The sequence below is a fragment of the Salinifilum ghardaiensis genome, assembly GCF_054491345.1.
In genome coordinates, this window is the sequence record NZ_CM137101.1 from 4,266,895 (window position 1) to 4,292,500 (window position 25,606).

The following is a 25,606-nucleotide window of genomic DNA, read 5'->3' on the forward strand; positions in this document are numbered from 1 at the left end:
GACGCTGGAGAGGAGAGCGGGACGAAGATCTCGCGGACGTGCTCGGGGAGTCGGACGTGACCTGGGAGTGAGCCGGCCCCGCATCACGGGGACCCGCCGGGACCGGCCCCGTCGAGGTGGACGGTGCGCCCCGCCCAGTGCCCCAGCAGGTCCTCGTCGTGGCTGATGGCGAGGACGCCGAGCCCCTGCTCGCGGACCCGCCGGTCGACGACCCGGACCAGCGCCGCGGTGGTCGAGGCGTCCAGCATCGCGGTGAACTCGTCGCAGATGAGGTACCGCGGCCCCGGCGCCAGCGCGCGGGCCAGGCAGGCCCGCTGGAGCTGGCCGTCGCTGACCTCGTGCGGGCGCCTGCTCAGCACCTCGGTGGTCACCCCGGTCTCCTCGGCCAGCTCGGCGACCTCGCCCGCGGAGCCGGTGGCCAGCAGCGGTTCGGCGATGGCCTCGCGCAGGGTGAACCGCGGGTCCACCGCGGGCCGGGGGTGCTGGAAGACGAGACCGACCGCGGTGCGCACTCCCCTGGGCGTGGCGTGCCGGAACTCCGCGACCGGTTCGCCGTCCAGCGACACCTGCCCGGACCAGGGCCGGTGCAGCAGGCCCAGCACCCTGCCCAGGGTGGACTTCCCGCACCCGCTCGGTCCGGCCAGACCGGCGACTTCCCCAGCAGGCACGTCCAGGTCCACGCCGTCGAGCACGGGCGCGCCGCGCCGGTAACCGGCGACCAGGCCCGCGCCGCTCAGCACGGCGGGTGGGCGGCGACCCACCGGTCGCCGTGCTCGATCGGTTCCGGATCGCCGGTGCACGGGGCGAACCCGGGCACGTCCGGGCATCGCTGGCAGAACACGCAGCCCCACTCCTCCTCGATGCGGTCCAGTTCGGTCAACGCCGGCGGGTGGCCGGGGATCGGCGTGAACCCGCCCTCGGGCAGCGCGGCCAGCAGCCCCGCGGTGTAGGGGTGCCAGGGGTCGGCCAGCACCTCCTCGGCGGGTCCGCCCTCCACGAGGCGGCTGGCGTACATCACGGCGACGTCGGTGGCCACCCGCCGCGCCGCGGCCAGGTCGTGGGTGATCAGCAGCACGGCGCGGTCCTCCGCGGCGGCCTCGGCCAGCAGGTCGGTGGTGCGGTGCACCAGCGGCCGGTCCAGGCCGGTGGTCGGTTCGTCGGCGAGGAGGACCGTCGGATCACCCGCCAGCGCCAGCGCGAGCACCGCGCGCTGCGCCATGCCACCGGAGAGCTCGTGCGGGTAGCGGTCCAGGTCCGCCGGCGCCAGGCCGACCCGTTCGGCGAGCTCGTCGGCGCCGCTGGGCCCGCCGAGCGCCGCGACGGTCTCCGCGAGCTGGCTGCGCGCGGTGCGCACCGGGGTGAGGTGGGTGCTCGCGGACTGCGGGACCAGACCGATCCTGCGGCCGCGGATCCGCCCGGACAGCGCTCCCTCCGGCGCGGCGAGCAGGTCGGTGCCGTCGGCCAGCAGCGCGCTGCCGCGCACCTCGGCGTTGTCCGGCAGCAGCCCCAGCAGCGCGGAGGCGAGCACCGACTTGCCGCACCCGGACTCGCCGACCAGCGCCAGCACCCGGCCCCGCTCGAGCCGCAGCGTCGCGTCGCTGACCGCGCGCACGACGGCGCGCCGCCGGAGCCGGAACCGCACCGACATCCGCCGCAGCGACAGCAGGGACCCGGTCGCGGCGGTCGGTCCGGTCAGCACGTCCGCTTCCGTCACAGCGCCAACTCCGATCGCCTCCGGGGCACGATCCGGTCGCGCCAGGTCGCCGCCAGCCCGGAGACCGCCAGCGTGGTCGCGACCAGCAGTGCCGAGGGGAACAGCACGATCCACCAGCCGCCCAGCAGCACGGCCTCGCGGCCGTCGCCCAGGATGTTGCCGATGCTGGCCAGGTGCGGCGGCAGCCCGAGCCCGAGGAAGCTCAGCGCCGTCTCGTGCCACACCGCGTGCGGCACCAGCAGCACCGCCGAGAGGGCTGCCTGCGGCACGACCGCCGGCAGCAGGTGCCGCACGAGGATCCGCCACCGCGAGGACCCGCCGGCGATCGCCGCGTCGACGTACGGCCGCTGCCGCAGGGACAGCACCTCGGAACGCACCAGGCGCGCCACCGTGGTCCAGTGGGTCAGGGCGATGGAGCAGACCACCGCGGTCAGGCTTCCCCGGTACAGCGCGACGATCACCACGCCCAGCAGGAGGTGCGGCACCGAGTTGACGGTGTCGACCAGGCGCATCAGCAGCCGGTCCGGCCAGCCGCCCAGGCCGCCCGCCGCCACGCCGACCGCGGAACCGAGCACGGTGGACACCAGCGCGCTGAACCCGGCCACCAGCAGGGAGACCCGCAGCCCGGCCAGCGAGCGGACGAAGACGTCCCGGCCGCCGGAGTCGGTGCCGAACGGGTGGGCCGGGCTCGGTGCGAGCCGGATCGCGTCGTAGCGCACCGACTCGGCCCCCAGCAGGGCGGGAACCGCGATCGCGCCCACCACCAGCGCGGCCAGCACCGCCACCGAGGCCCACAACCGCGCCCGCGGATGCGCGCGCGTGCGCCGCGCGCGGCCCGCGGGCCGCCAGGGGCCGGGCTCGTCGGACGCGGTGGTGCGCGCCGCGGTGGGCTCAGCCATCGGTCGCCACCCGGGGGTCGAGGAGGATCGCGGCGATGTCGGCCAGCAGCGACCCGAGCAGCACGGCGGCCGTCGCCACCAGCGTCACGGTCGCCAGCAGCGGGTAGTCCACGGCGGTCGCAGCGGTGACGACCGCCCCGGCCAGGCCGGGCCAGGAGAAGACCTCCTCCACCAGCACGACACCGGTGACCAGCTCCGGGATGCGCGCGCCGATGAGGGTGACGAACGGCAGCAGCGCCGTCGGCAGCGCGTGCCGCAGCACGACGACGCGCTCGGCGAGCCCGCGGGACCGCGCACCGGTCACGTGGTCCTCGGCCAGCGAGGCGAGCATCGACTGCCGCACGTGCAGCACCAGCCAGGGCGACTGCGACACCCCCAGCACCAGCGCGGGCAGCGCCAGGTGCTCGGCGACCTCGCCGACCGAGACCGCCGCGCCGCCGTCGGTCAGCCCGGCCACCGGCAGCCAGCCCAGCCCCAGGGAGAACACGGCGATCGCCAGCAGCGCCAGCACGAACGGCGGCACCCCTTCCAGGGCGTGCCCGACGGCGGTCACGAACCGGTCGAGCACCCCGCCCTGGCGCCAGGCCGCCGCGGTGCCCAGCACCAGGGCGATGAGCACCGCCAGCGCCAGACCGGTGACGGCCAGCAGCGCCGTCCACGGCAGGCGCTCGGCGACCACCTGGCCGACCGGCTGCCGCATCGACCGCGACACGCCCAGATCGCCGCTGAGCGCCCCGGTCAGCCAGTGCCAGAACTGCAGCAGCACCGGCTCGTCCACCCCCAGCTCGGCGCGGACCCGGGCGACGTCGGCGGCGGAGGCGTCGAACAGCTGCACCCCGAAGTACTGCGTGATCGGGTCGAACGGGGAGGCCGCTGCCAGCAGGAACACCCCGAGCGAGACGATCAGCAGCACCGGGACCGCGAACGCCAGCCGGCGCAGCACCAGACGTCCGATCGCGGCGCTCATGCGTCCCGCCGCTTCCAGTCCTCGATGTTCCACCACGGTCCCCAGGTGGTGCCGTGCGTGTGCGGTTCGACCGGCCCGCGGTACCCGGTCCAGTCGCCCTCGCGCAGCACGTAGCTGTGGTCGATGAAGGCCAGGTACACCAGGCCCGGGTCCGCGACGTAGGCGCGCTGCATCCGCCGGTAGTGCTCGGCGCGCTTCGCCGGGTCGAGCTCCTGCCGGGCGGCGTCGAGAGCGGCGTCGACCTCGGCGTTGCGGTACCGGCCGGGGTTGTTGTACGTGCCGGTCCCGATCATCGAGGAGTGCAGGCTGCTGTAGGCCTGCGGATCCGGGTCGATCGGGTTGCCGTCGCCGAGCACCAGGCCGTCGGTGCCCAGCCGGCCCTCGACCGCGGAGGTGTCCACCCCGGCGAGCTCGACCTCGATGCCGACGGAGCGGGCGTCCGAGGCGAACGCGGTGGCCAGGTCGCGGCGCAACGAGCGGTCCGCGAAGTACAGCACGGTGAACCTGGCGCGCCGCCCGTCGCGTTCGCGGATGCCGTCGGGCCCGGCGCGCCAACCGGCCTCGTCGAGCACCTCGCGGGCCCGGTCCCGGTCGAAGGCGAAGCGGGCCCGCGGCTCGTGGTTGTCGCCCATGATCGCCGGGATCGGCGTGTGGGCGGGCGTGCCGTGCCCGCCCAGCAGGGCCTTGATCATGCCCTCGCGGTCGACGGCGAGGTTCAGCGCGGTGCGCACCGCGCGGTCCCCCGCGACCGGGTGGTCGTTGGGCAGCGAGATCGCGCGGTAGTCGGCGGTGCTGTGGTGCACCGTGCGGTAGCCGTCGCGGCCGACGCGCTCGGCGAGCACCGGCGGGAGCACGGTGCCGTCGAACTCGCCGGAGATCAGCCGCTGCGCGCGCGTGTTGTCGTCCTCGGCGAACACCACCGTGATCCTGCCGATCTCGGGGGCGCCGCCCCAGTAGTCCGGGTTGCCCTCCCAGACCATCTGGTCGCCCTGGCGCCACTCGACGAGCTTGTAGGGGCCGGTGCCCACCGGTTCGGTGTTCAGCGGCGAGTTCTCCAGCGCGGCGGGCCCGGCCAGCGCCTCGCCGGGCACGATGCCCGTGGTCATCCTGGACGGCCACGCCGCGTACGGGATCGTCAGGTGGAAGCGCACGGTGCGCGGGTCCACCGCCTCGACGTCGGCGAGCACGTCGAAGTCGGAGCTCACCGTCGAGGCGTAGGCGGGGTCGATGGCCGCGCGGTAGGTGGCCACCACGTCCTCGGCGTCGAACGGGGTGCCGTCGTGGAAGCGCACGCCCTCGCGCAGCTTGACCGTCCAGGTCCTGGCGTCCGGTGTGGACTGCGGGGGTTCGGCCGCCAGCGCGGGCACGAGCCGCGACTTCCCGTCGAAGGCCAGCAGGCCGTCGTAGAACTTCGCGGCCCCCTGCCTCGCGTAGCCCAGCAGCGGGTTGAGGCTCTCCGGCTCGAACCCGTCGGCGAGCAGCAGCGAGTCCCGCCGGGCGCCCGGCTGCGAGGGGGCCGAGCAACCGGCGGCCACGGCGCCGGCGGCCAGCGGGAGGGCGGCGAACAGGCTTCGACGAGTCAGCACAGCTGCACGTTAGACATTATTGCAACTTCTTCTCAATTGCCTGAGATCTTGCTCGCACCGGCCCGGTGGGGGCGCCGGCACCCCGGAGGCCCTCACCCGTTTCACGATCCCCACTGGCGCGCCGGACCGCCCCGACGCGCCCGGACAGCGCGCCTAGCTCGCGGCGCTCACCAGCCCGGGGCCGGCGAGCAGGACGACAGCGGCGCCGACCAGCAACGCGCCGATCGCGAAACTGACCAGTTGGCCGCGGGGGAGGACCTTCTCGAGGGTCACCAGCGCCGCGACGCCCGCCATCCAGACGAGGCTCATCATCCCGGCGGCCAGCAGCACGAGCATCAGCGCCCAGCAGCAACCGATGCAGTAAGCGCCGTGACCGGAACCCACCAGCAGCGCTCCGCCGCGGCTGCGGGTGGCCCGCTCGCCGTGCTGGACGAGCAGGGCCATCGGCGATCGGCAGTGCACCAGGCACCACTGCTTGAAGCGGGTGAACTGGAACGCGCCCGCGACCAGCAGGACCACCGCACCGGCCCGGACGGCCGTCGTGCCGCCCGCGGCAGCGACCGCGTCGAACCCGCGCAGCAGCAGGTACGCGACGAGGCCCGTCGTGCCCCACGCCAGCAGGTAGCCGGTGGTCAACGCGGCCGCGGTGCCGGTGCCCGCGCGCCGGGCCCGCATCACGCGGCCGATGCCCACGGTGAACGGCGTGATGGCGGGCAGCATCATCGCCGCCATCATCACCACCCACGTCACCAGGAACAGGCCGAACCGGATCCCTTCGGCCCCGTGCGACCGCACGGGCCGAGCTCCGGTGAGGATCCCGAGCCGCATGCCGGGCGTGGCGAGGTCGCTGGTCAGCAGCCAGGCCAGCCCGGCGAGCACGAGCAGCGTTCCCACCAGGAGCAGTTCCGCGCCCGACCGCGCACGCGGCCGCCGCGCGCCCGTCCGCGCGGTCACGGCGTATCGGGACCCGACCACTCGAACGGTATGAGCTTGCTGGAACGGCCGGAGCGGTCCCACGAGAAGCCGAACGCATCGGCGCGATCAGCGGTGGCCCTGCCCCACGTCGCCGGTCCCTGCCCCGGCCCCACTTCGGCTCCGGGCAGGTTGTGCACCTGCACCCGCTCCCCCGCGGTCGCGGTCGGACCGCTCAACGCCTCGACGGCGGCCTCGGCCTTGCCCGGGATGCGCACGCTCCACCGCGCGAGGTCGTCCTCGATCACCGCCTCGATGGGCGCGCTTTCCATCCCCAGGATCTCCGGGCCCAACATCGCTCCGAACTGCGCGGGCCAGCCGCCCGCCTCGCCGCCGAAGATCGCGTGCAGCGCCGCGCGCTGGTCCTCGTCCGCGCGTTCGTCGAGGAACACCGCCGCGTACGCCTCCTCGTGCTCCCCGCTCCAGACGTTGCCGACGAACGAGCTGAGCATCACGACGTTGAGACCGTCCAACCCGGTGCTGCCGTAGGCGCCTTCACGGACGTGCCAGAGCAGGACGCCGCTGCAATCGCCGTAGGTGGGGGGTTGGGCGAAGGAGCAGGGGCAGGGGATCTCGCACTTGCACGCGTCGAACCACACGCCCTTGAGCCGCCAATTCGGGGCAGTGGAGGTAGTCATGACGGGCCTCACCCTCAGTAGCAACCGACTACCACCCGTAGTGTCCTCTTTGGACGAGGGCACCTGTCAACACGTTCCGGCCCCTCGTCCGGAGGAACTGGCGACGGAGTTCGGAGCCGGCGCGGGACGCCTCGCACCGCGCCCGGCGGACCACCGCGGGCGGACCGGGTGCCACCGAACGCTCCGCTCCGCGCCGTTCTCTACGCTCTCCGGGCGTGGCAGAACACCGCATCTACCTCCTGCGCCACGGCGAGACCGCGTGGTCCAGCAGCGGCCGGCACACCGGCCGCACCGACATCCCGCTCACCCCCGCCGGCGAGCGGGCCGCCGAGCGCGCCGGCCACTCCCTGGCCGCGCTGCGCGGCACCGCCCCCGCGCTGGTGCTGGTGAGCCCGCGGCAGCGCGCGCAGGAGACCGCCCGGCTGGCGGGGCTCGACCCCTCCGCGGTGGAACCGCGGCTGGCGGAGTGGGACTACGGCGACTGCGAGGGCCGCACCACCCCGGAGATCCGCGAGGAGGTGCCCGGCTGGACGCTGTGGACGCACGGGGTGCCCGGCGGGGAGACGGCCGAGCAGGTCGCGCAGCGGGCCGACGCGGTGCTCTCCCGCGCCCGCACCGCCGGCTCCGACGTCGTCCTCGTCGGGCACGGCCACTTCAGCCGCTGCCTGGTCGCGCGCTGGCTGGACCGCCCGGTCCCCGACGGGGTCCGCTTCGCGCTCGACGCCGCCTGCATCACCGTGCTCGGCCACGAGCGCGGCGTTCCGCAGCTCGTGCACGCCAACGTTCCGCCCGTGGACTGAACGCGCGGACTGACCGCGGAGGGAAGCATGATTCGCCGGATCACCGAGGCCGACGCGCCCGCCGTCGTCGAGCTGGTGCACGAGCTCGCGCACTACGAGGGGGCCGCCGAGCAGTGCCACCTCACCACCGAGGCGCTGAAGAACGCGCTGTTCGCCGAGGACGCGGCGCTGTTCGGCCACGTCGCCGAGCACGGGGGCCGGGTCGCCGGCTTCGCCCTGTGGTTCCTGAACTTCTCCACGTGGGAGGGCGTGCACGGCATCTACCTGGAGGACCTCTACGTCCGCCCGGAGCACCGCGGCCACGGGTTCGGCCGGACGCTGCTGCGGGCGCTCGCCCGCGAGTGCCTCGAGCACGGCTACGCCCGGCTGGAGTGGTCGGTGCTCGACTGGAACGAACCCGCCATCCGCTTCTACGAGGCCGCCGGGGCCGGCGCGCTCGACGAGTGGACGGGCTACCGGCTCACCGGGCGGGCCCTGCAGGCGTTCGCCGAGCAGGGCGGTCAGTCGTCGTAGCGGCCGCTGCGGCCGCGCTTGAGCTGTCCGCGGTGCTTCTTCGCCGCGATCCGCCGCTCCTGCGAACCGCGCGTGCGCTTCGTCGGGCGGCGCTTCCGGGGCGGCGGCGCCGCGGCCTCGCGGAGCACGGCGACCAGGCGGGCCCTGGCGGCTTCGCGGTTGCGCCGCTGCTCGCGGTGCTCGCTCGCGGCGATGGTCAGCACCCCGCCGGCGAGCCGGTGGGCCAACCGCGCCAGGATCCGCTGCCGCAGGTCCTCGGGAACCGACGGCGAACGCGCGAGGTCGAGCGACAGCTCCACGCGCGAGGCCGTGGTGTTGACGCCCTGCCCGCCCGGCCCGGACGAGCGGGTGAACCGCTCGGCGAGCTCACCGCGGGCGATCACCAGCCGCCGCGCGACGCGCAGGTCCGAACCGGGGGCGGTCACCGCGGTCCCACCCGCGCGGGGCGGCCCGATCGTGCGGGGTGGCGCCGCCCCGGGGCGTGCGCGCCGGGGCGGAGGTGCCGGTCGGACACGTCGAACACCTACCCCGATTCGGAGCGCTCCGCGTCCGGCGCCATCCCCGCGTTCCAGGACCAGGCGCGCCCGTCGCGGTTGAACAGGAAGTACAGCACCGCCACGGCGGGCACCGCCAGCGCGAACGCGACGGACGGGCGGTCGGAGGGCCCCATCGCGTACCAGGCCGTGCCGAGCAGCAGCAGCTGCAGCAGCAGCGCGGGCGTGCGCGCCCAGTGCTTGCCCGTGAGCAGTCCGATCCCCGCGGCGAGCACGCAGGCGGCGAGGAAGGCGTAGTAGCCGGCTTCGCCGTAGGTCTGCTGCCGGTGCAGCGTGCCGACCGCGCCGAGCTCGTCGGACGTGCCGCGGATCAGCAGGGCGACGACGAACCCCCACCCGACGAGCGCCTGCAGGGTCGTGATCGCTCCGGCGACCCGCACGCTCCGCGGAATCGAGGGGCCGGGCGCGGATGCTTCAGCGGACACGGGAACACGCCTTTCCGGACATCGCGGAGGTGGGAGGCGCAGCGGTCACCGGGCCCGGGTGCCACTGGATCGCGGGGGCCACTGGATCGCGGGTACCACTGGGCCCGGTGGTCACTGAACGTGCGCACTCCTCGATGGTAATACGCCCGAACGCCGCATGACTGCGAGCGTCCGCACGGTCCATGATGGGGGCAAGGTCACGGCGCACAGGCGGGCTTTCGGGGTGTTCCGCACCGTCGTGACCGGGTTGTCGGGTGTCGCGCGTCGGGCGTGCTCCGGGGTGCACCGCCCGCCGCGCGCCGACACCGCCCCTCCGGCACCAGCACCGTCTGCGGGGCCCGCTTCCCCGGCACCCGCTTCCCGGTCCCGGAGATCGACGCGCGCTGGCATAGGCTGCTGCCCGTGCGTGCCATCCTCGTGGTCAACCCGCAGGCGACCGCCACCACCGCGGCGGGGCGCGACGTGCTCGCCCACGCGCTGGCCAGCGAGCTCGAGCTGGACGTGGTGGAGACGCGCTGCGCGGGCCACGCCGCCGAGACGGCGCAGGCGGCCGCCCGCGAGGGCGTGGACGCGCTCATCGCCCACGGCGGCGACGGCACGGTCAACGAAGTGGTCAACGGCGTGCTGGCCGAGCGCGAGCCGGGCGACCCCGCGCTGCCGCTGCTCGGCGTGGTGCCCGGTGGCTCGGCGAACGTCTTCGCCCGCGCGCTCGGCATGCCCCGCGATCCGATCGAGGCGACGCACTGGCTGCTGCGCGCGCTGCACGAGGGCCGCACCCGCTGGGTGAGCCTGGGCCGCGCCGACGAGCGCTGGTTCACCTTCAACGCCGGCATCGGCTGGGACGCCGAGGTCGTCGCCGCGGTCGAACGGCACCGCGAGCGGGGACGCCCGGTCACGCCCGGGCTCTACGCGCGCACCGCGCTGGAGCGCTACTTCCACGTGGCCCGCCGCGCGGAGATGATCACGGTTCGTGCTGATGACACTCCGCCGGTGGACGACTTGCGCACAGTTTTCGTGGCCAACACGGACCCGTGGACCTACCTCGGCTCCCGCCCTGTGCGCATTTCTCCTGGTACGAGCTTTGACGACGGCCTCGGTGTCGTCGGCCTGCGCAGCATGCGTGCTCACGCAGTGTTGTCATGTGTCGCGACAGCACTCCGCGATAGAGGGAAACCACACGGGAGAAACTCATTTTGGCGTGCGAACGTGGCACGTCTGTGCGTAACCTGTCATGTGCCGTCGCGGCTTCAGGTCGACGGCGACAGCGCGGGTGAGCGGTCCGAGGTGGTCTTCCGCTCAGCACCGGCCGCACTCCGCGTCGCCGTATAACCTTCCCGCAACGGATGCGCTTCGACGTGCGCACGGGGCTCCCACGTGTGCACCATCGTCGAACAAACCCCTGGTCAAGCACCGTCGATCATCCGAGTGAGCTCGCTCACCGGACAAGATCGACCCCTTGACATCGCGGCAGTTCGTGAAAGCATTCACAAGCGCACGGACTCCGTGAAAGCATTCACAAACACCCCGAACGACGACCGGCGCGCGCAAGCGCGCCTAGCGAGGAGCAAGGACGATGGACTGGCGCGACCGCGCGGTTTGCCGTGACGAGGACCCCGAACTGTTCTTCCCCGTGGGGAACAGCGGGCCCGCGTTGCTGCAGATCAACGAGGCGAAGGCCGTGTGCCGCCGTTGCCCCGTCGTCTCCGAGTGCCTTGCCTGGGCCTTGGAGACCGGCCAGGACGCGGGCGTCTGGGGCGGCATGAGCGAGGACGAGCGGCGTGCGCTCAAGCGCCGCAACTCGCGCACCACCCGCACCCGGAGCAACGCCTGAGCCGTCCCTTCACCCCACGTGGGGCCGGACGCGACGTCCACACCCGACCCCACGTCGTCTGAAGGGAACTCGGCACCGAACCCCCGTAACCGATCACACCCCCGGCCGATCAGCGTCGACGCCGCGGCTGCCGCGGCGGATCGGTCTCCGGTGCGCACCCCGTTCCGAGCGCACCAGCCATCGACGCACCACCGACCGCGATGCGACCGCCATCGCAGGGCTTCGCCGGACGCACGGGCGCCCGGCCCCGCACCCGCGGAGCCGAGATCTCGCCCGCGGATGCGCTGCATCGGAGGATTCCTCGACGAGGGTCCGTCGAGGAGCAACCGAGCAGCGCATCCACCGGCGGAGCCCGCACCCGGCGCCGGGTTCCCGCGCGGAGCGGCGCTCACCGGCGGTACTTGAGCGGCACCCGGAGCACCGCTTCGGTGCCGCTCTGCTGCTGCCGAGTGCGCAGGCTCAGCGAGCCGCGCAGTTCGGACTCCACGAGCGTCCGCACGATCTGCAGGCCGAGGTGCTCGGCGCGCTCCAGGGAGAAGCCCTTCGGCAGCCCGCGCCCGTCATCGGAGATGACGACGTCGAGCCAACGCGCCGAGCGCTCCGCCCGCACGACGACCTCGCCGCCCTGACCGTCCGCGAACGCGTGCTCCAGCGCGTTCTGCACGAGCTCGGTCAACACCATCACCAGCGGCGTGGCCAACTCCGCCGCGACCACCCCGAACCGGCCTTCCCGAGCGACCTGCACACCGGTGTCCGCGGTGGCCACATCGCTCATCACCGGGATGACCCGGTCGACCACGTCGTCGAGGTCCACCCGCTCGTCCACCGACATGGACAGCGTCTCGTGCACCAGCGCGATCGACGTCACCCGCCGCACCGACTCGTCCAGCGCCGAACGCGCACCCGCGTTGCCCGTGCGCCGCCCCTGCAACCGCAGCAGCGCGGCCACGGTCTGCAGGTTGTTCTTCACCCGGTGGTGGATCTCCCGGATCGTCGCGTCCTTCGACATCAGCGCCCGGTCGCGCCGCTTGACCTCGGTGACGTCCCGCACCAGCACCAGCGCCCCGGCGCTCTGCCCCCGCGGGTACAGCGGCAGCGCGCGGAACAGGACCGTGGCGCCGCGGGCCTCCGCCTCGATCCGCATGCTCGGCTCGCCGGTGACCGCGCGGCGCATCCGCTGGACGACCTCGTCCGCGTCGAACGGGTCCGACAGCAGCGACCGGGTCAGCGGCGCCAGCTGCGCCCCCACGAGATCGGCCGCGTGCCCCATGCGGTGGTAGGCCGACAGCGCGTTCGGGCTGACGAACACCACGGTGCCCGCGCTGTCCAGCCGCACCAGGCCGTCCCCCACGCGCGGGCTGGTGTGCACGTCCGGAGCCGGCTCCGGGGTCGGGAACGTCCCGTCGGCCACCATCTGGCACAGGTCCGCGGCGCTGCCCAGGTAGGAGATCTCCAGCGGGCTCGGCACGCGCGGCACCGCCAGGTTCGTGTCCCGGCCGAGCACCGCGATGACGTCGTCGCCGAGGCGCACCGGGATCGTCTCGCGCCGCACCGGCACCCCCAGGTGCCACCGCGGGTCCTCCTCGCGGCAGATGCGCCCCTCGAACGCCGCGCGGCGCAGCTGCGGGTGCTCCTCCTCGGTGACCTCGCTGCTGACCACGTCCTCCGGGTGGGCCGTGGGCGCGGTGGTCGGCCGGGCCTGCGCGACGCAGATGAACCGGTTCGTCGGATCCTCCTCCGGCCCGACCGGCACCCACAGCAGGAAGTCCGCGAACGACAGGTCGGACAGCAGCTGCCACTCGGCGACGACCAGCTGCAGGTGGTCCGCCGCCGCACCGGACAGCCGGGTGTGCTCCGCCAGCAGATCACTCAGCGTGGACACCGGGCGACCTCGCTCCTCGGGGGCGTTCGCTCGGGCACGGCTCACTCCACGACCGCGATCAGATCGCCCTCGCGCACCACGTCACCGCTGTGCACGGCGACTTCGCGCACCGTTCCGGCGGACTCGGACAGCACCGGGATCTCCATCTTCATCGACTCCAGCATGACCACCGAGTCGCCGCTGTCCACCGCGTCACCCGTCACCACGGACACCGACATGACGTTGGCGACCAGTTCAGCGCGGATCTCCTCGGCCATCGCTTCCCTCCTCGCACCCGCCGCGTCCTCCGAGCCGACGAGCCGACGGGCCTCCGACAACGGACACGACAAGGAAACCACGAACGCCACCACCCCACGGCACCAGGTGGTGGCCATGGCAGACTGGGGGGCGGAAAAGCCCAGCTTGGCCGGGTGTTCATCGGCGAGACGCCGCTCGCGCGACGCCCAGGGTCGGCTGGTGACGCAAGCCAACCTGAGGGAGAGGCCATGGGTAAGCGGGCCCGCAAGAAGAAGGACCGCCGCAAGAACAACGCCAACCACGGCAAGCGTCCCAACGCCGGGCGCGGCTGAGCGGTGCGCGACGTCAGAAAACCCCGGATGCGGACTCCGCTGGAGTCACCATCCGGGGTTTTTCACGTCGGCGGGTTCCCGCGTGCGGCTCCCCCGAGGACGGCGAGAAGTGCTGTCCCCGTCAGTCGCCCGAGGCCTCCCAGGAGCGCGCGGAGGACTGCTCCCACGTCCGCACCTCCACCGAGGTTCCGCTGGGCCCCTCCTCCACGGTGACCTGCGCCTGCCGCAGCACCGCGTCGCGGATCGAGGACCGCAGCCGTTCCCGCAGCTCGGTCGGCGCGTGGTCGCCCTGGCACTTGCGGTGCAGCAGCGCCTTGATGTGCTCCTCGATGCCGTAGTGCTCCAGGCAGGAACCGCAGTCGTCCAGGTGGCGCTGCACCGCGGCCCGGCGCTGCTCGTCGCACTCGTCGTCGAGGAAGAGCCAGACTTCGGAGAGCACGTCCTCGCAAGAGGCCTCGTGGGACTCGCGTCCCTGGGACTCGTGCCCGTTCATGACGTGCTCACCTCCTGTTGCTGCCGGGCCCGCATGAGACCGCGGTCACGGGCCACGTCGGCGAGCATGTCGCGGAGCTGGCGGCGCCCGCGGTGCAGCCGCGACATCACCGTGCCGATCGGAGTGTCCATGATCTCGGCGATCTCCTTGTAGGCGAAGCCTTCCACGTCCGCCAGGTACACGACCATGCGGAACTCCTCGGCGAGCTGCTGCAGCGCGTTCTTCACGTCGCTGTCCGGCAGCCGGTCGAGGGCCTCCACCTCCGCGGACCGCAAGCCCGTCGACGAGTGGTTCTCCGCCTGGGCCAGCTGCCAGTCGGCGATCTCGTCGGTCGGCTGCTGCTGCGGCTGGCGCTGCCGCTTGCGGTAGCCGTTGATGTAGGTGTTGGTGAGGATCCGGTACAACCACGCCTTGAGGTTCGTCCCCCGGGTGAACGTCCGGAAGGCGGAGTACGCCTTGAGGTACGTCTCCTGCACGAGGTCCTCGGCGTCCTGCGCGTTGCGCGTCATCCGCAGAGCGGCGCCGTACAGCTGGTCCAGCAGCGGCATCGCGTCGCGCTCGAACCGCGCGGCGCGTTCCTGATCGCTCTCCTCCTCCGCGGCGGACTCCTGCCCGGAAACCGCCGACCGGGCGTCCTCGGCCCGCGCGGCCGTTCCCGTGGCGTCCCGGGATTCGGTCTCGTTGCCTGAGGTGCTGGGCACCGGGCTCCTTTCCCGTCGCTGCGACGAGCTCGGGGTCGACGATGATCCCATGCGCCCGCGCGCATGGTCCGTCTCCCAGGATACCGGGGACCCGGGAGTGCGCACGGAAGACGAGTCGTCGCCACCGCTGACCCGGTCGGGGCGGTCCAGCACGCAAGTCGAATCGCGTCTCACACCGCGTTCAACGGCCCACCGCGGTCCGCTATTCCGCTCCCGCGCCGGTGTCCTGCGCCACGCCCGAACCGGTGACGCGAAGCTCCGCGCAGCGCACAGCACCGTCCGCACCCCACCGCGCTCTTCCGGCTCCGCCGCGATCACCCGGCCTACACTGCCGGGCATGGCAGGCAAGGGCACCCCGGCCACGAAGCTGCTCTCCCAGCGCGGCACCACTCACCGGCTGCACGAGTACGAGCACGACCCGCGCGCCGAGTCCTTCGGCCGCGAAGCCGCCGAACGCCTCGGCGTCGCACCCGAGCGGCTGCTCAAAACGCTCATCGCCGACGTGGACGGCACGCTGACCGCCGCGGTGGTGCCGACCGCCGAGCAGCTCGACCTCAAAGCGCTCGCCGCGGCTGCCGGCGGCAAGAAGGGGCGGATGGCCGACGCGGAGGCCGCCGAGCGCGCCACCGGCTACGTGGCCGGCGGCATCTCCCCGCTCGGGCAGCGGAAGCGGCTGCCCGCCGTGGTGCACGCCGGGGCGCTCGAGCACGCGACGGTCCTCTGCAGCGGCGGCCGGCGCGGTCTGCAGATCGAACTCGCCCCGCAGGACCTCGTCGCCCTGCTCGACGCCCGCGTCGCCGACATCACCGGAGCGGGCTAGTCAGTCGATCAACCGGAGGATCCGGGTCAGCCACTCGTCGACCGCGCGCGAGACGGCGGCCACGTCGGCGCGCAGCGCGTGGTCCCCGGGCACGAGCACCACCTCGCGCTCGTGCGTGGGCGGCGGCTGGCCGAACGCGTCGCGCTCGCCCTGCACCACCAGCACCGGCAGGTCCACCTCCGCCAGCTCGGACAGGCGCGACTTCTCCGGCTTGCCCGGCGGGTGCAGCGGGAACGCCAGGCACAGCACCGCCGAGGCCCCGCCCTCCTCGGCGGTGCGGCAGGCCACCCGCGCCCCCGCGGAACGCCCGCCGAAGATCCACGGCAGGTCGCTGAACCGCCGCTTGTCCAGCTCCTCGGCCACCGCCAGCCACGCCGCGTCGAGCTGCCGCGCGGGGGCGGGGGCGCGCCGGCCGGCCACGCGGTAGGGCTGCTCCACCAGCGCCACGTGCACCCCGGCGTCGGTGGCCGTGCGCGTCACCGCCACGAGGTCGGCCGCGTCGACGCCGCCGCCCGCGCCGTGCCCGAGCAGCAGCAGGGCGCGGCCCTCCGAGGCGCAGTGCAGCGTGGCGCGCGCCGGGCCGTGCGGGGTGGTCAGGTCGAGCGTCGTCATGACTCGAACAGCGCGGTCTGCACAGCGGGGTCCGGTTCGGCGGCGGCCGGGTCGAGCAGCCCGGCGTGGTTGTTGCGCATGTTGTTCACCTCGACGGGCGCGGGCTGGACCGTGATGTCCGCCAGCATCTCCGGAACCGGAGCGAGCAGCTCGTCGATCACCGTGCGCTCCGGATCCAACCACTCCGCCCACCGCTGGCGCGGCAGCACCAGGGGCATCCGCGGGTGGATCCCGGCGAACTCCCCCGCGGCGGCGGTGGTGACCACAGCGCAGGTGACCAGGGGATCGCTGCGGTCGGCGACCCGGCGGGCCGTGAACACCGCGGCCATCGCCAGGCTCGCGTCACCGTCCCGCCGCGTGCACAGGAACGGCTGCCGCCGACCGGGCTGCCACTCGTACCAGCCGGTGGCCGGCATGAGGCAGCGCCGCCGCGCCGCCGCCTCGGCGAACGCGGGCTTGCGCGTCAGCGTCTCGGCGCGCGCGTTGATCAGCGGTTTGGCGTCCTCGGCGGCCCACTCCGGCAGCAGCCCCCACCGCACCGGCCGCAGACTGCGCTCGGCACCGCGCTGCACCACGATCGGCACCGTCCTGGCAGGTGTCACGTTGCAGTCCGGGCCGAGGTGCGCACCGATCTTGTCCGCGGCCGCGAACTCCGCGGCCAGCGCGGCGGGATCGCGGTGCACGGCGTAGCGACCGCACATCACCGCTCCCTTCGCTTCACCCGGCGTCCGCCGCCCGGACGCGCTCGACGAGTTCGGGGCCATTGTTGCGCACGTTGTTCACCCGGGTGGAGACCGGCCGCAGGACCAGCTCGTCCACGAAGTCCTCCGCCGGAGGCCCCAGCAGGTCGGACACGTCCCGCACGTCCGGGTCGAGCCACTCGCCCCACACCCCGGCCGGCAGCAGGAGCGGCATCCGCTCGTGGATCGACCGCAGCCGCCCCACCGAGCGGGTGGTCAGCACCGAGCACGTCACCAGCGGCGGCGCCTCCTCCGCGGCGGACGGGTCGCGCCACACCGACCAGATTCCGGCCAGGGCCAGCGAGGAACCGTCGCCGGTGGTCATGAAGTACGGCTGCTTGCCCGCGCCGGTGGGCTGCCACTCGTACCAGCCGTCGGCGGGCACCAGGCAGCGGTTGCGGCGGATCGGCGCCCGGAACGCCGGCTTGTCGGTCACCGTCTCCGCCTTCGCGTTGATCATCCGGTTGCCGATCGCCGGATCCTTCGCCCAGTGCGGCACGAGCCCCCAGCGCAGCACGCGGACCTCGCGCTCACCGCCCCCGCCGCCGTCCTGCCGCGGGGGGCGCTCGGCCACGCCGAGCACCTCCTTGGTCGGTGCCACGTTGAAGTCCGCGCCGGGGGCCGCACCGCCGGTGGCGTCCACGGCGGCGAACTCCCGGGCCAACGCGGCCGGGCCCTTCGTCGATGCGTACCTGCCGCACATCGCCCCACCTCCTCGGCGGCGCCCGCCCGCGCGAACGAGCGCCCTCCCCCAGGCAACCGCACGCGCGGCGCGCGCGCACCCCCACCGCTGCACCTCAGCGCACGAGTACGGAATCATTGCGGGCATGACGCAGCCATGGCCCGCTCCCGTCGCCACCGGCCCGGTGGAGGCCACCGTGCCCGTGCCCGGTTCGAAATCGATCACCAACCGGGCGCTGGTGCTCGCCGCCCTGGGCACCGGACCGTCCACCATCCGCGGACCGCTGCGCAGCCGGGACACCGAACTCATGGCCTCGGCGGTGCGCGCGCTGGGCGCGGCGGTGCGGGACGGCGACGAGGACTCCTGGGTCGTCGAGCCCGACACGCCGCACGGTCCCGCCGACGTGGACTGCGGCCTGGCCGGCACCGTGATGCGCTTCGTGCCCCCGATGGCCGCCCTGGCCAAGGGCGAGATCCGCTTCGACGGCGACCCCCGGGCGCGCGAGCGGCCCCTCGGCCCCATGGTGTCCGCGCTGCGCGCGCTCGGCGCGAACGTGGACGGCGACGCGCTGCCGTTCACCGTGCACGGCACCGGCGGTCTCGCGGGCGGCGCGGTGACCATCGACGCGTCCGCGTCCTCGCAGTTCGTCTCCGGTCTGCTGCTGTCGGCCGCGCGGTTCGGCGAGGGGCTGACCGTCACGCACGCGGGCCCGCCCGTGCCGTCGCTGCCGCACATCGACATGACCGTGGCCATGCTCGCCGAGCGCGGCGTGCACGTGGACACCTCCACCGCGGACGTCTGGCACGTCGCACCGGCGGAGATCGCCGCCGCCGACGTCGCGGTCGAACCGGACCTGTCCAACGCCACCCCGTTCCTGGCCGCCGCGGCCGCCACCGGCGGGAGCGTCACCGTGCCCGGGTGGCCGCAGCGGACCACGCAGGCCGGCGACGCGATCCGCGGCCTGCTCGAGTCGATGGGCTGCCGGGTGCGGCTCGACGAGGCGGGGCTGACGGTGACGGGGCCGCAACAGCTGCAGCCGGCCGACGCGGACCTGCACGACGTCGGCGAGCTCACCCCCACCGTGGCCGCCCTGGCCGCGCTCGCCGACGGACGCTCCCAGCTGCGCGGCATCGCCCACCTCCGCGGGCACGAGACCGACCGGCTCGGCGCCCTCGTGCGCGAGCTGGGCGCGGTCGGCTGCACCGCCGAGCAGACCGAGGACGGACTGGTCATCGACGGCCCGCCGCGCAGCCCCCGCGCGGCCACCTGGCACACCTACGACGACCACCGCATGGCCACCGCCGGGGCGATCCTCGGCCTGCGGCTGCCCGAGGTGGCCATCGACGACATCTCCACCACCCGCAAGACGATGCCGAACTTCCCGGCGCTGTGGTCCGGCATGCTCACCGACGCGCGGGGGAGCGCCTGATGAGCCGCGGTTGGCGCGACCTCGACGAATCCGACGTGCGGGTCAGGCCGAACCGGCGGGGCAGCCGCCCCCGCAGCAAGCAGCGGCCGCGGCACGCCGACGCGGAGAGCGCGATGGTCGTGGCCGTCGACCGCGGGCGCTGGACCTGCGCGCTGCACGGCGACCCGGACCGCACCGTGGTGGCCATGCGCGCGCGGGAGCTCAAACGCACACCCGTCGTCGTCGGGGACCGGGTCAACCTCGTCGGCGACACCTCGGGCGATCCCGGCACGCTCGCCCGGATCGTGCGGGTCGAGGAGCGCAGCAGCGTGCTGCGCCGCACCGCCGACGACACCGACCCGTACGAGCGGGTCGTGGTGGCCAACGCCGAGCAGCTGCTCATCGTCAGCTCGCTGGCCGACCCCCCGCCGCGCGCCGGGTTCGTCGACCGCGCGCTCGTCGCCGCCTACGCCGGGGGGCTCTCCCCGGTGCTGTGCCTGACCAAGGCCGACCTGGCCGACCCCGGCTCGTTCCTCGACGACTACACCGCGCTGGACCTGCGGATCATCGTCACCCGGATGGACGAGGAGCCGGAAGAGCTGCGCTCCTGCCTGTCCGGAAGCGTCTCCGCCCTCATCGGCCACTCCGGCGTCGGCAAGTCGACCCTGGTCAACCGGGTGGTCCCGGACGCGCAGCGCGCCACGGCCGAGGTCAGCGAAGTCGGCAAGGGCCGGCACACGTCGACCTCGATGGTGGCGCTGCCGCTGCCCGGCAGCGGGTGGGTCGTCGACACGCCCGGCATCCGCTCGTTCGGCCTGGCCCACGTCACCGCCGAGGACGTCATCGACGTGTTCGAGGGCTTCGCCGCTGCCGCCGAGGAGTGCTCGCCGCACTGCGACCACATCGACGACCCGGACTGCCACCTCGACGCGTTCGCCGCCGAGGAGGAGCGCGGCGACCAGCTGGCCTCCCTGCGCCGCCTGCTGCGCTCCCGCGCGGGCCAGGAGACCTGACCGGCCTCGCCGCCCCTCCGCGGTGGCCGGCGCCTCCCCAACGGGCCGGGCGAGCGGAGGGCTCCGCCGGGCGCGTCCAACCCGGGTGAAATTCGCCGAAACGACACGCACCTCCCCCTCCGGTGACTACGCTCCCCCGCGTAGCCATTCCACCGAAGGAAGGACGGATCGTGCGTCGTACGACGATGACCCTCTCCGCGGTCACCCTGACCGCTGCCGTGCTGAGCGCCTGCGGCTCCCCCGCCGGTGACTCCTCGTCCGGCGACGGCGGGCAGAACTCCAGCGGTGGCGCGTTCGACAGCGTCACGTCCCTCGTCGACGCGTCGACGCAGAGCATGAACGGCAAGGACACCGCGCGCATGGCGATCGACATCGCCGGCGGCCCGCAGGGCGGGCAGCACCTCGACTGCCAGGTCGACCTGGGCAAGCAGGACGTCGCCTGCGGCGGCGACCAGGAATTGGTCAGCACCGGCGACGCCGTCTACGTGAAGGTCCCGCAGATGGCCGAGCTCGGCGGCGAGTCCGGCAAGCCCTGGATGAAGACCGACATCTCCGGCATGCCCCAGCAGCAGGGCGCCGACGTGTCCAAGTTCCAGGACCTGCAGAGCATGCTGCCGCCCGGCACCGAGATCGCGAACACGAGCGAGGAGCAGGTCGACGGGCAGCAGGCCACCAAGTACGAGACGGTGACCGACGTGCGCAAGGCCGTGCAGGAAGCTCCCGAGCAGCAGAAGAAGATCCTGCAGCCGGTTGCCGACGCCGGTGTCGACCAGCTGCGGCAGACCGTGTGGGTCGGCGAGGACGACCTGCCGATCCGGGTGAAGAGCGTCGTGCCGCCCATGGAGATCATGGGCCAGCAGGTCCCCGAGACCACCACGACCGTGAACTACAGCGAGTGGGGCGAGCCGGTGGACATCACCGTCCCGCCGGCCGACCAGGTCCAGGAGATGCCCGGCATGGGCGGCAACACGCCGCAGATGCCGAACTGACCCGGCACCCGGCCGGCGCAGCAGCGGATCCGCGCGGAACCCCGGCCGGGGTTCCGCGCGGACGGTTCACATGAGCTCGAGCAGGAACGGGACCTCCTGGGGCGCGTACCAGGCGAGCTCGTGGTCCTCGGCCTCGCCGAGCTGGAACTCCGCGTCCACATCGCCGAGATCGGCCGCGTCCACGACGGACGCGGCCGCCCGCACCGCCTCCTCGGCCTCGCCGGTGTCCACGTGCACCGCGGCCACCTGCGTCCACTCGAGAGCCGAGGAGACCTTCACCACCGCGTGGTCCAGGTCGGGCCGCGGTGTCACGTCGTCCACGTCGGCCGAGAGCACCACGCGCCGCGGGTGCTCGTGGTCCTCCTCGGAGCTGTCCGACTCGTTGGTGGCCAGCAGGCGCAGCGACGCGCGCGCGGCCTCGCGCAGCGCGGCGTACTCCAACTCCTCGGTGTCCCCGCTGGCGTAGGCCTCGCGCAGCGCGGCGGTCAGCGCGAACGCGTTGCCGCCCAGCGGGAACAGCTGGCGCTCGTCGACGAGGCGCCGCAACAGGGACAGCGTCGCCGGCACGTACACCCTCATCCGGCGACCGTCCCGCGCATCTCGTCCACGGCCTCAGTGAGCATCGTCGCCACCACCTCCACATCGGACATCGCGTTGCGGTCCGCGTTGAGCCCGAAGAACACGTCGCCGCGATAGGACGTCACGCCGATCGACAGCGACTGGTTCTTGGCCAGCGGTACCACTGGGAACATCTCCCGCATCGTCGCGCCCGCCACCGACCGCGCGGCCTGCGGCCCCGGCACGTTGGTGACGAGCACGTTGAACAGGCGATCCGAGAACCCGTTGGCCACCCTAGCGCCCAGCGCGTGCAGCGTGGGCGGGGCGAACCCGGACAGGGCCACCAGCGCGTCCGCCGCCACCGACTGGCCCGAGTCCACGTGCCTGCGCAGCACGTGGCTGATCTGGTGCAGCCGCACCGTCGGGTTCGGCTCCCCCACCGGCAGGTCCACCAGGTACGGAGCGACGGAATCCGGCCCGCTCTCCGCGCCGAACCGGACGGACATCGGCACCATCGCCCGCAGGCTCGCGCCCGAGCCGACGAGCTCGCCGCGGGAGAGCAACCAGTTCCGCAGGGCGCTGGTCACCACGGCCAGCACCACGTCGTTGACGGTCGTGCCGTGCTCGGTGCGGACGGCGCGCAGCTCGTCGAGCCCCGCACGCGCCACGGCGAAGCGGCGCTGCGGCGAAGTCGGCGCGTTCAACGGCCGGTTCGGCGCGGGCACCGCGGCGGACCACGCCGCCGAGCCGATCCCGCCGAGGACGCGGCGGAACTTGCCCGCCGCCGCGTTCAGATCGGCCGCCGTGGCGCGCAGGTTCTCCACGACCGCACCCGGGCGCTGCACCGCCTCCACCCCGGCGTCCGCGAGCAGGCCGACCGGCCCGGGAGCCGGCCGGGGCGCCCACATCTCCGAGCCGCCCTGCGCCGTGTCGTCGAGCAGCACCTGAGTCGGGTCGATCGCGCCGACACCGTCGACCAGCGCCTGGTGCGCCTTGGTGACCACGGCGACCCGGTCACCGGCCAACCCCTCCACCACGTACATCTCCCACAGGGGACGCGTGTGGTCGAGCTGCCGCGACATGAGCCGGGCGACGAGGTCGTGCAACTGCTCCTCATCACCCGGACGCGGCAACGCCGAACGCCGCACGTGGTAGGTGAGGTCGAAGTCCTCGTCGTCGACCCACACCGGCCGCGCCAACCGGCCGGGCACGTGCCGGACCCGCTGCCGGTAGCGCGGCACCGCGTTGAGCCGCCGGTCGATCAGCTCCAGCACGGTGTCGTAGTCCAGCCCCGGCGCTTCGAACACCGTCACACCGCCCAGGTGCATCGGCGTGGTGCGCTCCTCCAGGTAGAGGAACGACGCGTCGAGAGCGGTCAACCGTTCGGACATGCCCGTGATCCTGGCACACCGCCGGGCGCGCCCGGACCCGCTGCGGGGGCTCGCCGGGGGTCCGGGCGAACCGGGCGGCACCGGGTTGCACACTGGTCGAGTGAGCACGACACCGGCACCCAAGGACCGCTTCGTCACCGTCTACGGCCGCAAACCCGTCCTCGAAGCGCTCGGCGACCTGGACGTGCGCGTGGACAAGGTCGTCCTCGCCGAAGGGATGCAGGGTCGCGTGGTCGAGGAGATCAAGGAGGCCGCCGCGGACCGCGCCGTCAAGGTGCAGCGCGCGAGCGCGCAGCGGGTGAAGGTGCTCGCGGGCAACGGCAGGCACGACCAGGGAGTCGTCGCGGACGTCGTGGCGCGCGGCATGCGGCGCCTCACCGACGTCCTCGAGGACCCGGCCCGCGCCCCGCGCAGCGTCTTCCTGCTCGACGGGCTGACGACGCCGGCGAACGTGGGGATGGTCCTGCGGACCGCGACCGCAGCGGGCATCGACGGGATCGTCGTGCCGCACCGCGGCACCGCGCGCATCGACCCCCTCGTGGTGAAGGCCTCGGCGGGGGTGGCCTTCCACGCCCCCGTGCTGCGCACGGAAACAGCTGGGGAGGCGGCGGAGCTGCTCAGCGAGGCCGGCTACCCGCTGTACGCACTGGCCGCCGACGGCGAGGAGGACATCTTCGAGGCCGAGTTCGGCAACCGCGCCGCGTTCATCCTCGGCAGCGAGACCGCCGGGCTCTCGGAGGACGTGCGCGCGTACGTGGCCGGCACGATCCGGATTCCGATGCGCGGGGCGGTGGAATCGCTCAACGTCGCCAGCGCGGCGTCCGTGCTCGCCTTCGAAATGCTCCGCCGCACCCGGTGACGCACTGGCCCGATGGTGGTACCTCCCGAGCGCGGCCCGCGGTCGTGACCGTCACGCGCGCCGACGGCGGCAGGATCGGCGCCTGACCCGGTGCTGACCTGGTCCTGACCTGGTCCTGACCTGGCGAGGCCCACCGTCGATCGGTGTTCACCGTTGGCCGGTGCCGCAGCGAGTGCTGCGGCACCGGCCCGGGCCCGCCGCAGCCAGCTACTCACCGAACCGACGGGGCCACCCCCGGCTCGCACCGGCATGTCGGTCGAGGGGCGGACAGGACCGGCAGAGCACCCCCGCCCCGCAGAGCACCCGACGCCTCGCAGGGCACCCCCGACACACGCCAAGTCCGGACACATGAAACCGGGCCCGGACAGGACAACCAACGACCGAAACACCCACCAGACCCCCACCCCCCGGGGGCCACACGACGCGGAAACAAAGGCAAAAAAAGGGGGAAAACACACAAAGAAAGGGGCGCGGGCGAGACCCCCACCCAGGAGTCACACCCACACCCCACACGGCCCAACACAGGCCCACACACAACGAAAAAAAGGGGTGGAGTCGGAACCCCCACCCCCGCCCGGGAAAACCCCCTGGTCCTCCCAGCGTGGACGGGCTCAACAACCCCACCCCTCTTTTTTTCGTGTTGTGTCGGCGGCGCCTTACTCTCCCACACCCCACCGAGTGCAGTACCATCAGCGCAGGGAGACTTCGCTACCGGGTTCGGAATGGGACCGGGCCTACCCCTCCCGCCATAGCCACCGACAACCCCACACCCCACCACCACCGTGGTGGGGACGATGCTTGAGAAGCCGATCAGCAGGTGTGAACACCCCACGCATCACCCCACCCAACAGCCCACAAACAGGGGAGTTGGTAAGTCACTCGGCTGATTAGTACTCGTCCACTCACAAACACATTACTGCGCTTCCATGCCAAGCCTATCCACCCAGTCATCTCCTGGGAGCCTTAACCCACATGGGGAGGGAGACCTCATCTTGAAACAGGCTTCCCGCTTAGATGCTTTCAGCGGTTATCCCTTCCGAACATAGCCAACCAGCCCTGCCCCTGGCGGGACAACTGGCACACCAGAGGTCCGTCCGTCCCGGTCCTCTCGTACTAGGGACAGCCTTCCGCAAGTCTCCTCCGCGCGCGGCGGATAGGGACCGAACTGTCTCACGACGTTCTAAACCCAGCTCGCGTGCCGCTTTAATGGGCGAACAGCCCAACCCTTGGGACCAACTCCAGCCCCAGGACGCGACGAGCCGACATCGAGGTGCCAAACCCTGCCGTCGATACGGACTCTCGGGCAAGATCAGCCTGTTATCCCCGGGGTACCTTTTATCCGTTGAGCGACACCCCACCCACACAGAAGTGCCGGATCACTAGTCCCTGCTTTCGCACCTGCTCGACCCGTCAGTCTCACAGTCAAGCCCCCTTCTGCACTTACACGCACCGCCTGATTCCCAACCAAGCTGAGGGGACCTTTGGACGCCTCCGTTACCCTTTAGGAGGCAACCGCCCCAGTTAAACTACCCACCAAGCACTGTCCCCAATCCGGATCACGGACCAAGGTTAGATGCCCAGAACGACCAGAGTGGTATTTCACCAACAACTCCACGAACACTGGCGTGCCCGCATCACAGTCTCCCACCTATCCTACACAAGCCGCACCAAACACCAATACCAAGCTGTAGTAAAGGTCCCGGGGTCTTTCCGTCCTGCCGCGCGAAACGAGCATCTTAACTCGTCATGCAATTTCACCGGGCCTGTGGTCGAGACAGCGGAGAAGTCGTTACGCCATTCGTGCAGGTCGGAACTTACCCGACAAGGAATTTCGCTACCTTAGGATGGTTATAGTTACCACCGCCGTTTACTGGCGCTTCAATTCAACGCCTCACCCCCCACGGGGGTTCACGTCTCCTCTTAACGTTCCAGCACCGGGCAGGCGTCAGTCCACATACCTCGCAACAACGCTTCGCGTGGACCTGTGTTT

Annotated in this window: 28 protein-coding genes and 2 rRNA genes (1 of these 30 cut by a window edge); 10 read left to right on the top strand and 20 right to left on the bottom strand. The window is 72.8% G+C overall.

The features are described from left to right. Positions 1-83: 83 nt before the first annotated feature. The 7 genes from ACVGV0_RS19415 to ACVGV0_RS19445 form a co-directional block, all read right to left on the bottom strand. The gene (locus ACVGV0_RS19415) at positions 84-761 is read right to left on the bottom strand and encodes an ABC transporter ATP-binding protein (protein ID WP_459157124.1); all 678 of its coding nucleotides are present in this window, start codon (positions 759-761) and stop codon (positions 84-86) included. Then, positions 734-1,714 (bottom strand): ABC transporter ATP-binding protein, encoded by a 981-nt coding sequence (locus tag ACVGV0_RS19420; protein ID WP_459157125.1) that lies wholly within the window; start codon positions 1,712-1,714, stop codon positions 734-736. The genes ACVGV0_RS19415 and ACVGV0_RS19420 overlap by 28 nt, the downstream gene beginning before the upstream one ends. Beyond that, the gene (locus ACVGV0_RS19425; RefSeq protein WP_459157126.1) at positions 1,711-2,613 is read right to left on the bottom strand and encodes an ABC transporter permease; all 903 of its coding nucleotides are present in this window, start codon (positions 2,611-2,613) and stop codon (positions 1,711-1,713) included. The genes ACVGV0_RS19420 and ACVGV0_RS19425 overlap by 4 nt, the downstream gene beginning before the upstream one ends. Continuing rightward, positions 2,606-3,580 (bottom strand): ABC transporter permease, encoded by a 975-nt coding sequence (locus ACVGV0_RS19430; protein ID WP_459157127.1) that lies wholly within the window; start codon positions 3,578-3,580, stop codon positions 2,606-2,608. Before ACVGV0_RS19430 ends, ACVGV0_RS19425 begins: the two co-directional genes overlap by 8 nt. Continuing rightward, complete coding sequence (locus ACVGV0_RS19435) at positions 3,577-5,166, bottom strand: ABC transporter substrate-binding protein (RefSeq protein ID WP_459157128.1); 1,590 nt, start codon at positions 5,164-5,166, stop codon at positions 3,577-3,579. The genes ACVGV0_RS19430 and ACVGV0_RS19435 overlap by 4 nt, the downstream gene beginning before the upstream one ends. 153 nt (positions 5,167-5,319) lie before the next feature. Next, positions 5,320-6,060: a DUF2182 domain-containing protein gene (locus tag ACVGV0_RS19440; protein WP_459157129.1), complete on the bottom strand. Its 741-nt coding sequence runs from the start codon at positions 6,058-6,060 to the stop codon at positions 5,320-5,322. Between the two features lie 56 nt (positions 6,061-6,116). After that, on the bottom strand, positions 6,117-6,776 hold the full coding sequence (locus tag ACVGV0_RS19445) for a DUF1326 domain-containing protein (RefSeq protein WP_459157130.1): 660 nt from the start codon (positions 6,774-6,776) through the stop codon (positions 6,117-6,119). A 215-nt stretch (positions 6,777-6,991) separates the two neighbouring features. Between ACVGV0_RS19445 and ACVGV0_RS19450 the strand changes: the two genes are divergently transcribed. Together ACVGV0_RS19450 and ACVGV0_RS19455 are read left to right on the top strand one after the other, a co-directional pair. After that, positions 6,992-7,576, top strand: coding sequence for an acid phosphatase (locus ACVGV0_RS19450; RefSeq protein ID WP_459157131.1), 585 nt, complete (start codon positions 6,992-6,994; stop codon positions 7,574-7,576). A gap of 27 nt (positions 7,577-7,603) precedes the next feature. Next, the gene (locus ACVGV0_RS19455) at positions 7,604-8,089 is read left to right on the top strand and encodes a GNAT family N-acetyltransferase (protein WP_459157132.1); all 486 of its coding nucleotides are present in this window, start codon (positions 7,604-7,606) and stop codon (positions 8,087-8,089) included. Here ACVGV0_RS19455 and arfB read toward each other — a convergent pair. Both arfB and ACVGV0_RS19465 read right to left on the bottom strand, forming a co-directional pair. Then, entirely contained in the window at positions 8,077-8,514 is a 438-nt protein-coding gene (arfB, locus tag ACVGV0_RS19460; protein WP_459157133.1) for an alternative ribosome rescue aminoacyl-tRNA hydrolase ArfB, read from the bottom strand. The two genes, ACVGV0_RS19455 and arfB, sit on opposite strands and share 13 nt — an antisense overlap. A 98-nt stretch (positions 8,515-8,612) precedes the next feature. After that, positions 8,613-9,068: a hypothetical protein gene (locus ACVGV0_RS19465; RefSeq protein WP_459157134.1), complete on the bottom strand. Its 456-nt coding sequence runs from the start codon at positions 9,066-9,068 to the stop codon at positions 8,613-8,615. Between the two features lie 402 nt (positions 9,069-9,470). Here ACVGV0_RS19465 and ACVGV0_RS19470 point away from each other — a divergent pair, with 402 nt between their 5' ends. Beyond that, entirely contained in the window at positions 9,471-10,397 is a 927-nt protein-coding gene (locus ACVGV0_RS19470) for a diacylglycerol/lipid kinase family protein (RefSeq protein WP_459157135.1), read from the top strand. 244 nt (positions 10,398-10,641) lie between these two features. Further along, positions 10,642-10,899, top strand: coding sequence for a WhiB family transcriptional regulator (locus tag ACVGV0_RS19475; protein ID WP_459157136.1), 258 nt, complete (start codon positions 10,642-10,644; stop codon positions 10,897-10,899). A gap of 388 nt (positions 10,900-11,287) precedes the next feature. Here ACVGV0_RS19475 and ACVGV0_RS19480 read toward each other — a convergent pair whose 3' ends face one another. Beyond that, complete coding sequence (locus ACVGV0_RS19480) at positions 11,288-12,781, bottom strand: histidine kinase N-terminal domain-containing protein (RefSeq protein ID WP_459157137.1); 1,494 nt, start codon at positions 12,779-12,781, stop codon at positions 11,288-11,290. Between the two features lie 41 nt (positions 12,782-12,822). Then, the gene (locus ACVGV0_RS19485) at positions 12,823-13,038 is read right to left on the bottom strand and encodes a biotin/lipoyl-binding carrier protein (protein ID WP_459157138.1); all 216 of its coding nucleotides are present in this window, start codon (positions 13,036-13,038) and stop codon (positions 12,823-12,825) included. Between the two features lie 228 nt (positions 13,039-13,266). On the opposite strand from ACVGV0_RS19485, the gene ACVGV0_RS19490 reads away from it, so the two are divergent. Next, a complete protein-coding gene (locus ACVGV0_RS19490) occupies positions 13,267-13,350 on the top strand; it encodes a 50S ribosomal protein bL37 (RefSeq protein ID WP_459160067.1) in 84 nt (27 codons plus the stop codon). 121 nt (positions 13,351-13,471) lie between these two features. Here ACVGV0_RS19490 and rsrA read toward each other — a convergent pair whose 3' ends face one another. Further along, positions 13,472-13,843: a mycothiol system anti-sigma-R factor gene (rsrA, locus tag ACVGV0_RS19495; protein ID WP_459157139.1), complete on the bottom strand. Its 372-nt coding sequence runs from the start codon at positions 13,841-13,843 to the stop codon at positions 13,472-13,474. Then, a complete protein-coding gene (locus ACVGV0_RS19500) occupies positions 13,840-14,544 on the bottom strand; it encodes a sigma-70 family RNA polymerase sigma factor (protein ID WP_459157140.1) in 705 nt (234 codons plus the stop codon). Before ACVGV0_RS19500 ends, rsrA begins: the two co-directional genes overlap by 4 nt. 337 nt (positions 14,545-14,881) lie before the next feature. Between ACVGV0_RS19500 and ybaK the strand changes: the two genes are divergently transcribed. Beyond that, on the top strand, positions 14,882-15,364 hold the full coding sequence (ybaK, locus tag ACVGV0_RS19505) for a Cys-tRNA(Pro) deacylase (RefSeq protein ID WP_459157141.1): 483 nt from the start codon (positions 14,882-14,884) through the stop codon (positions 15,362-15,364). On the opposite strand, the gene ACVGV0_RS19510 is transcribed toward ybaK, so the two are convergent. Genes ACVGV0_RS19510 through ACVGV0_RS19520 form a run of 3 tightly spaced genes read right to left on the bottom strand, consistent with a single transcriptional unit; the run spans position 15,365 to position 17,419 of the window. Further along, positions 15,365-15,976, bottom strand: coding sequence for an alpha/beta hydrolase family protein (locus ACVGV0_RS19510; RefSeq protein ID WP_459157142.1), 612 nt, complete (start codon positions 15,974-15,976; stop codon positions 15,365-15,367). It abuts the gene before it with no gap. Continuing rightward, complete coding sequence (locus tag ACVGV0_RS19515) at positions 15,973-16,677, bottom strand: SOS response-associated peptidase (protein WP_459157143.1); 705 nt, start codon at positions 16,675-16,677, stop codon at positions 15,973-15,975. Before ACVGV0_RS19515 ends, ACVGV0_RS19510 begins: the two co-directional genes overlap by 4 nt. A 16-nt stretch (positions 16,678-16,693) precedes the next feature. Next, on the bottom strand, positions 16,694-17,419 hold the full coding sequence (locus ACVGV0_RS19520) for an SOS response-associated peptidase (protein WP_459157144.1): 726 nt from the start codon (positions 17,417-17,419) through the stop codon (positions 16,694-16,696). 124 nt (positions 17,420-17,543) lie between these two features. Here ACVGV0_RS19520 and aroA point away from each other — a divergent pair, with 124 nt between their 5' ends. From aroA to ACVGV0_RS19535, 3 genes are all read left to right on the top strand, one after another. Continuing rightward, positions 17,544-18,827, top strand: coding sequence for a 3-phosphoshikimate 1-carboxyvinyltransferase (gene aroA / locus ACVGV0_RS19525; RefSeq protein ID WP_459157145.1), 1,284 nt, complete (start codon positions 17,544-17,546; stop codon positions 18,825-18,827). After that, complete coding sequence (gene rsgA, locus ACVGV0_RS19530; RefSeq protein ID WP_459160068.1) at positions 18,824-19,819, top strand: ribosome small subunit-dependent GTPase A; 996 nt, start codon at positions 18,824-18,826, stop codon at positions 19,817-19,819. Before aroA ends, rsgA begins: the two co-directional genes overlap by 4 nt. Positions 19,820-19,989: 170 nt before the next feature. Continuing rightward, on the top strand, positions 19,990-20,808 hold the full coding sequence (locus ACVGV0_RS19535) for a hypothetical protein (protein ID WP_459157146.1): 819 nt from the start codon (positions 19,990-19,992) through the stop codon (positions 20,806-20,808). Between the two features lie 66 nt (positions 20,809-20,874). On the opposite strand, the gene ACVGV0_RS19540 is transcribed toward ACVGV0_RS19535, so the two are convergent. Then, positions 20,875-21,387, bottom strand: a complete 513-nt coding sequence (locus ACVGV0_RS19540; protein WP_459157147.1) for a DUF6912 family protein — start codon at positions 21,385-21,387, stop codon at positions 20,875-20,877. Further along, complete coding sequence (locus ACVGV0_RS19545) at positions 21,384-22,757, bottom strand: WS/DGAT/MGAT family O-acyltransferase (RefSeq protein WP_459157148.1); 1,374 nt, start codon at positions 22,755-22,757, stop codon at positions 21,384-21,386. Before ACVGV0_RS19545 ends, ACVGV0_RS19540 begins: the two co-directional genes overlap by 4 nt. Positions 22,758-22,857: 100 nt before the next feature. On the opposite strand from ACVGV0_RS19545, the gene ACVGV0_RS19550 reads away from it, so the two are divergent. Beyond that, on the top strand, positions 22,858-23,616 hold the full coding sequence (locus ACVGV0_RS19550) for a TrmH family RNA methyltransferase (protein WP_459157149.1): 759 nt from the start codon (positions 22,858-22,860) through the stop codon (positions 23,614-23,616). Between the two features lie 643 nt (positions 23,617-24,259). Here the strand turns inward: ACVGV0_RS19550 and rrf are convergent. Both rrf and ACVGV0_RS19560 read right to left on the bottom strand, forming a co-directional pair. Continuing rightward, positions 24,260-24,376: ribosomal RNA gene (gene rrf, locus ACVGV0_RS19555) — 5S ribosomal RNA — on the bottom strand. A gap of 106 nt (positions 24,377-24,482) precedes the next feature. Beyond that, positions 24,483-25,606, bottom strand: a 23S ribosomal RNA gene (locus ACVGV0_RS19560) (it continues 1,972 nt past the right edge of the window).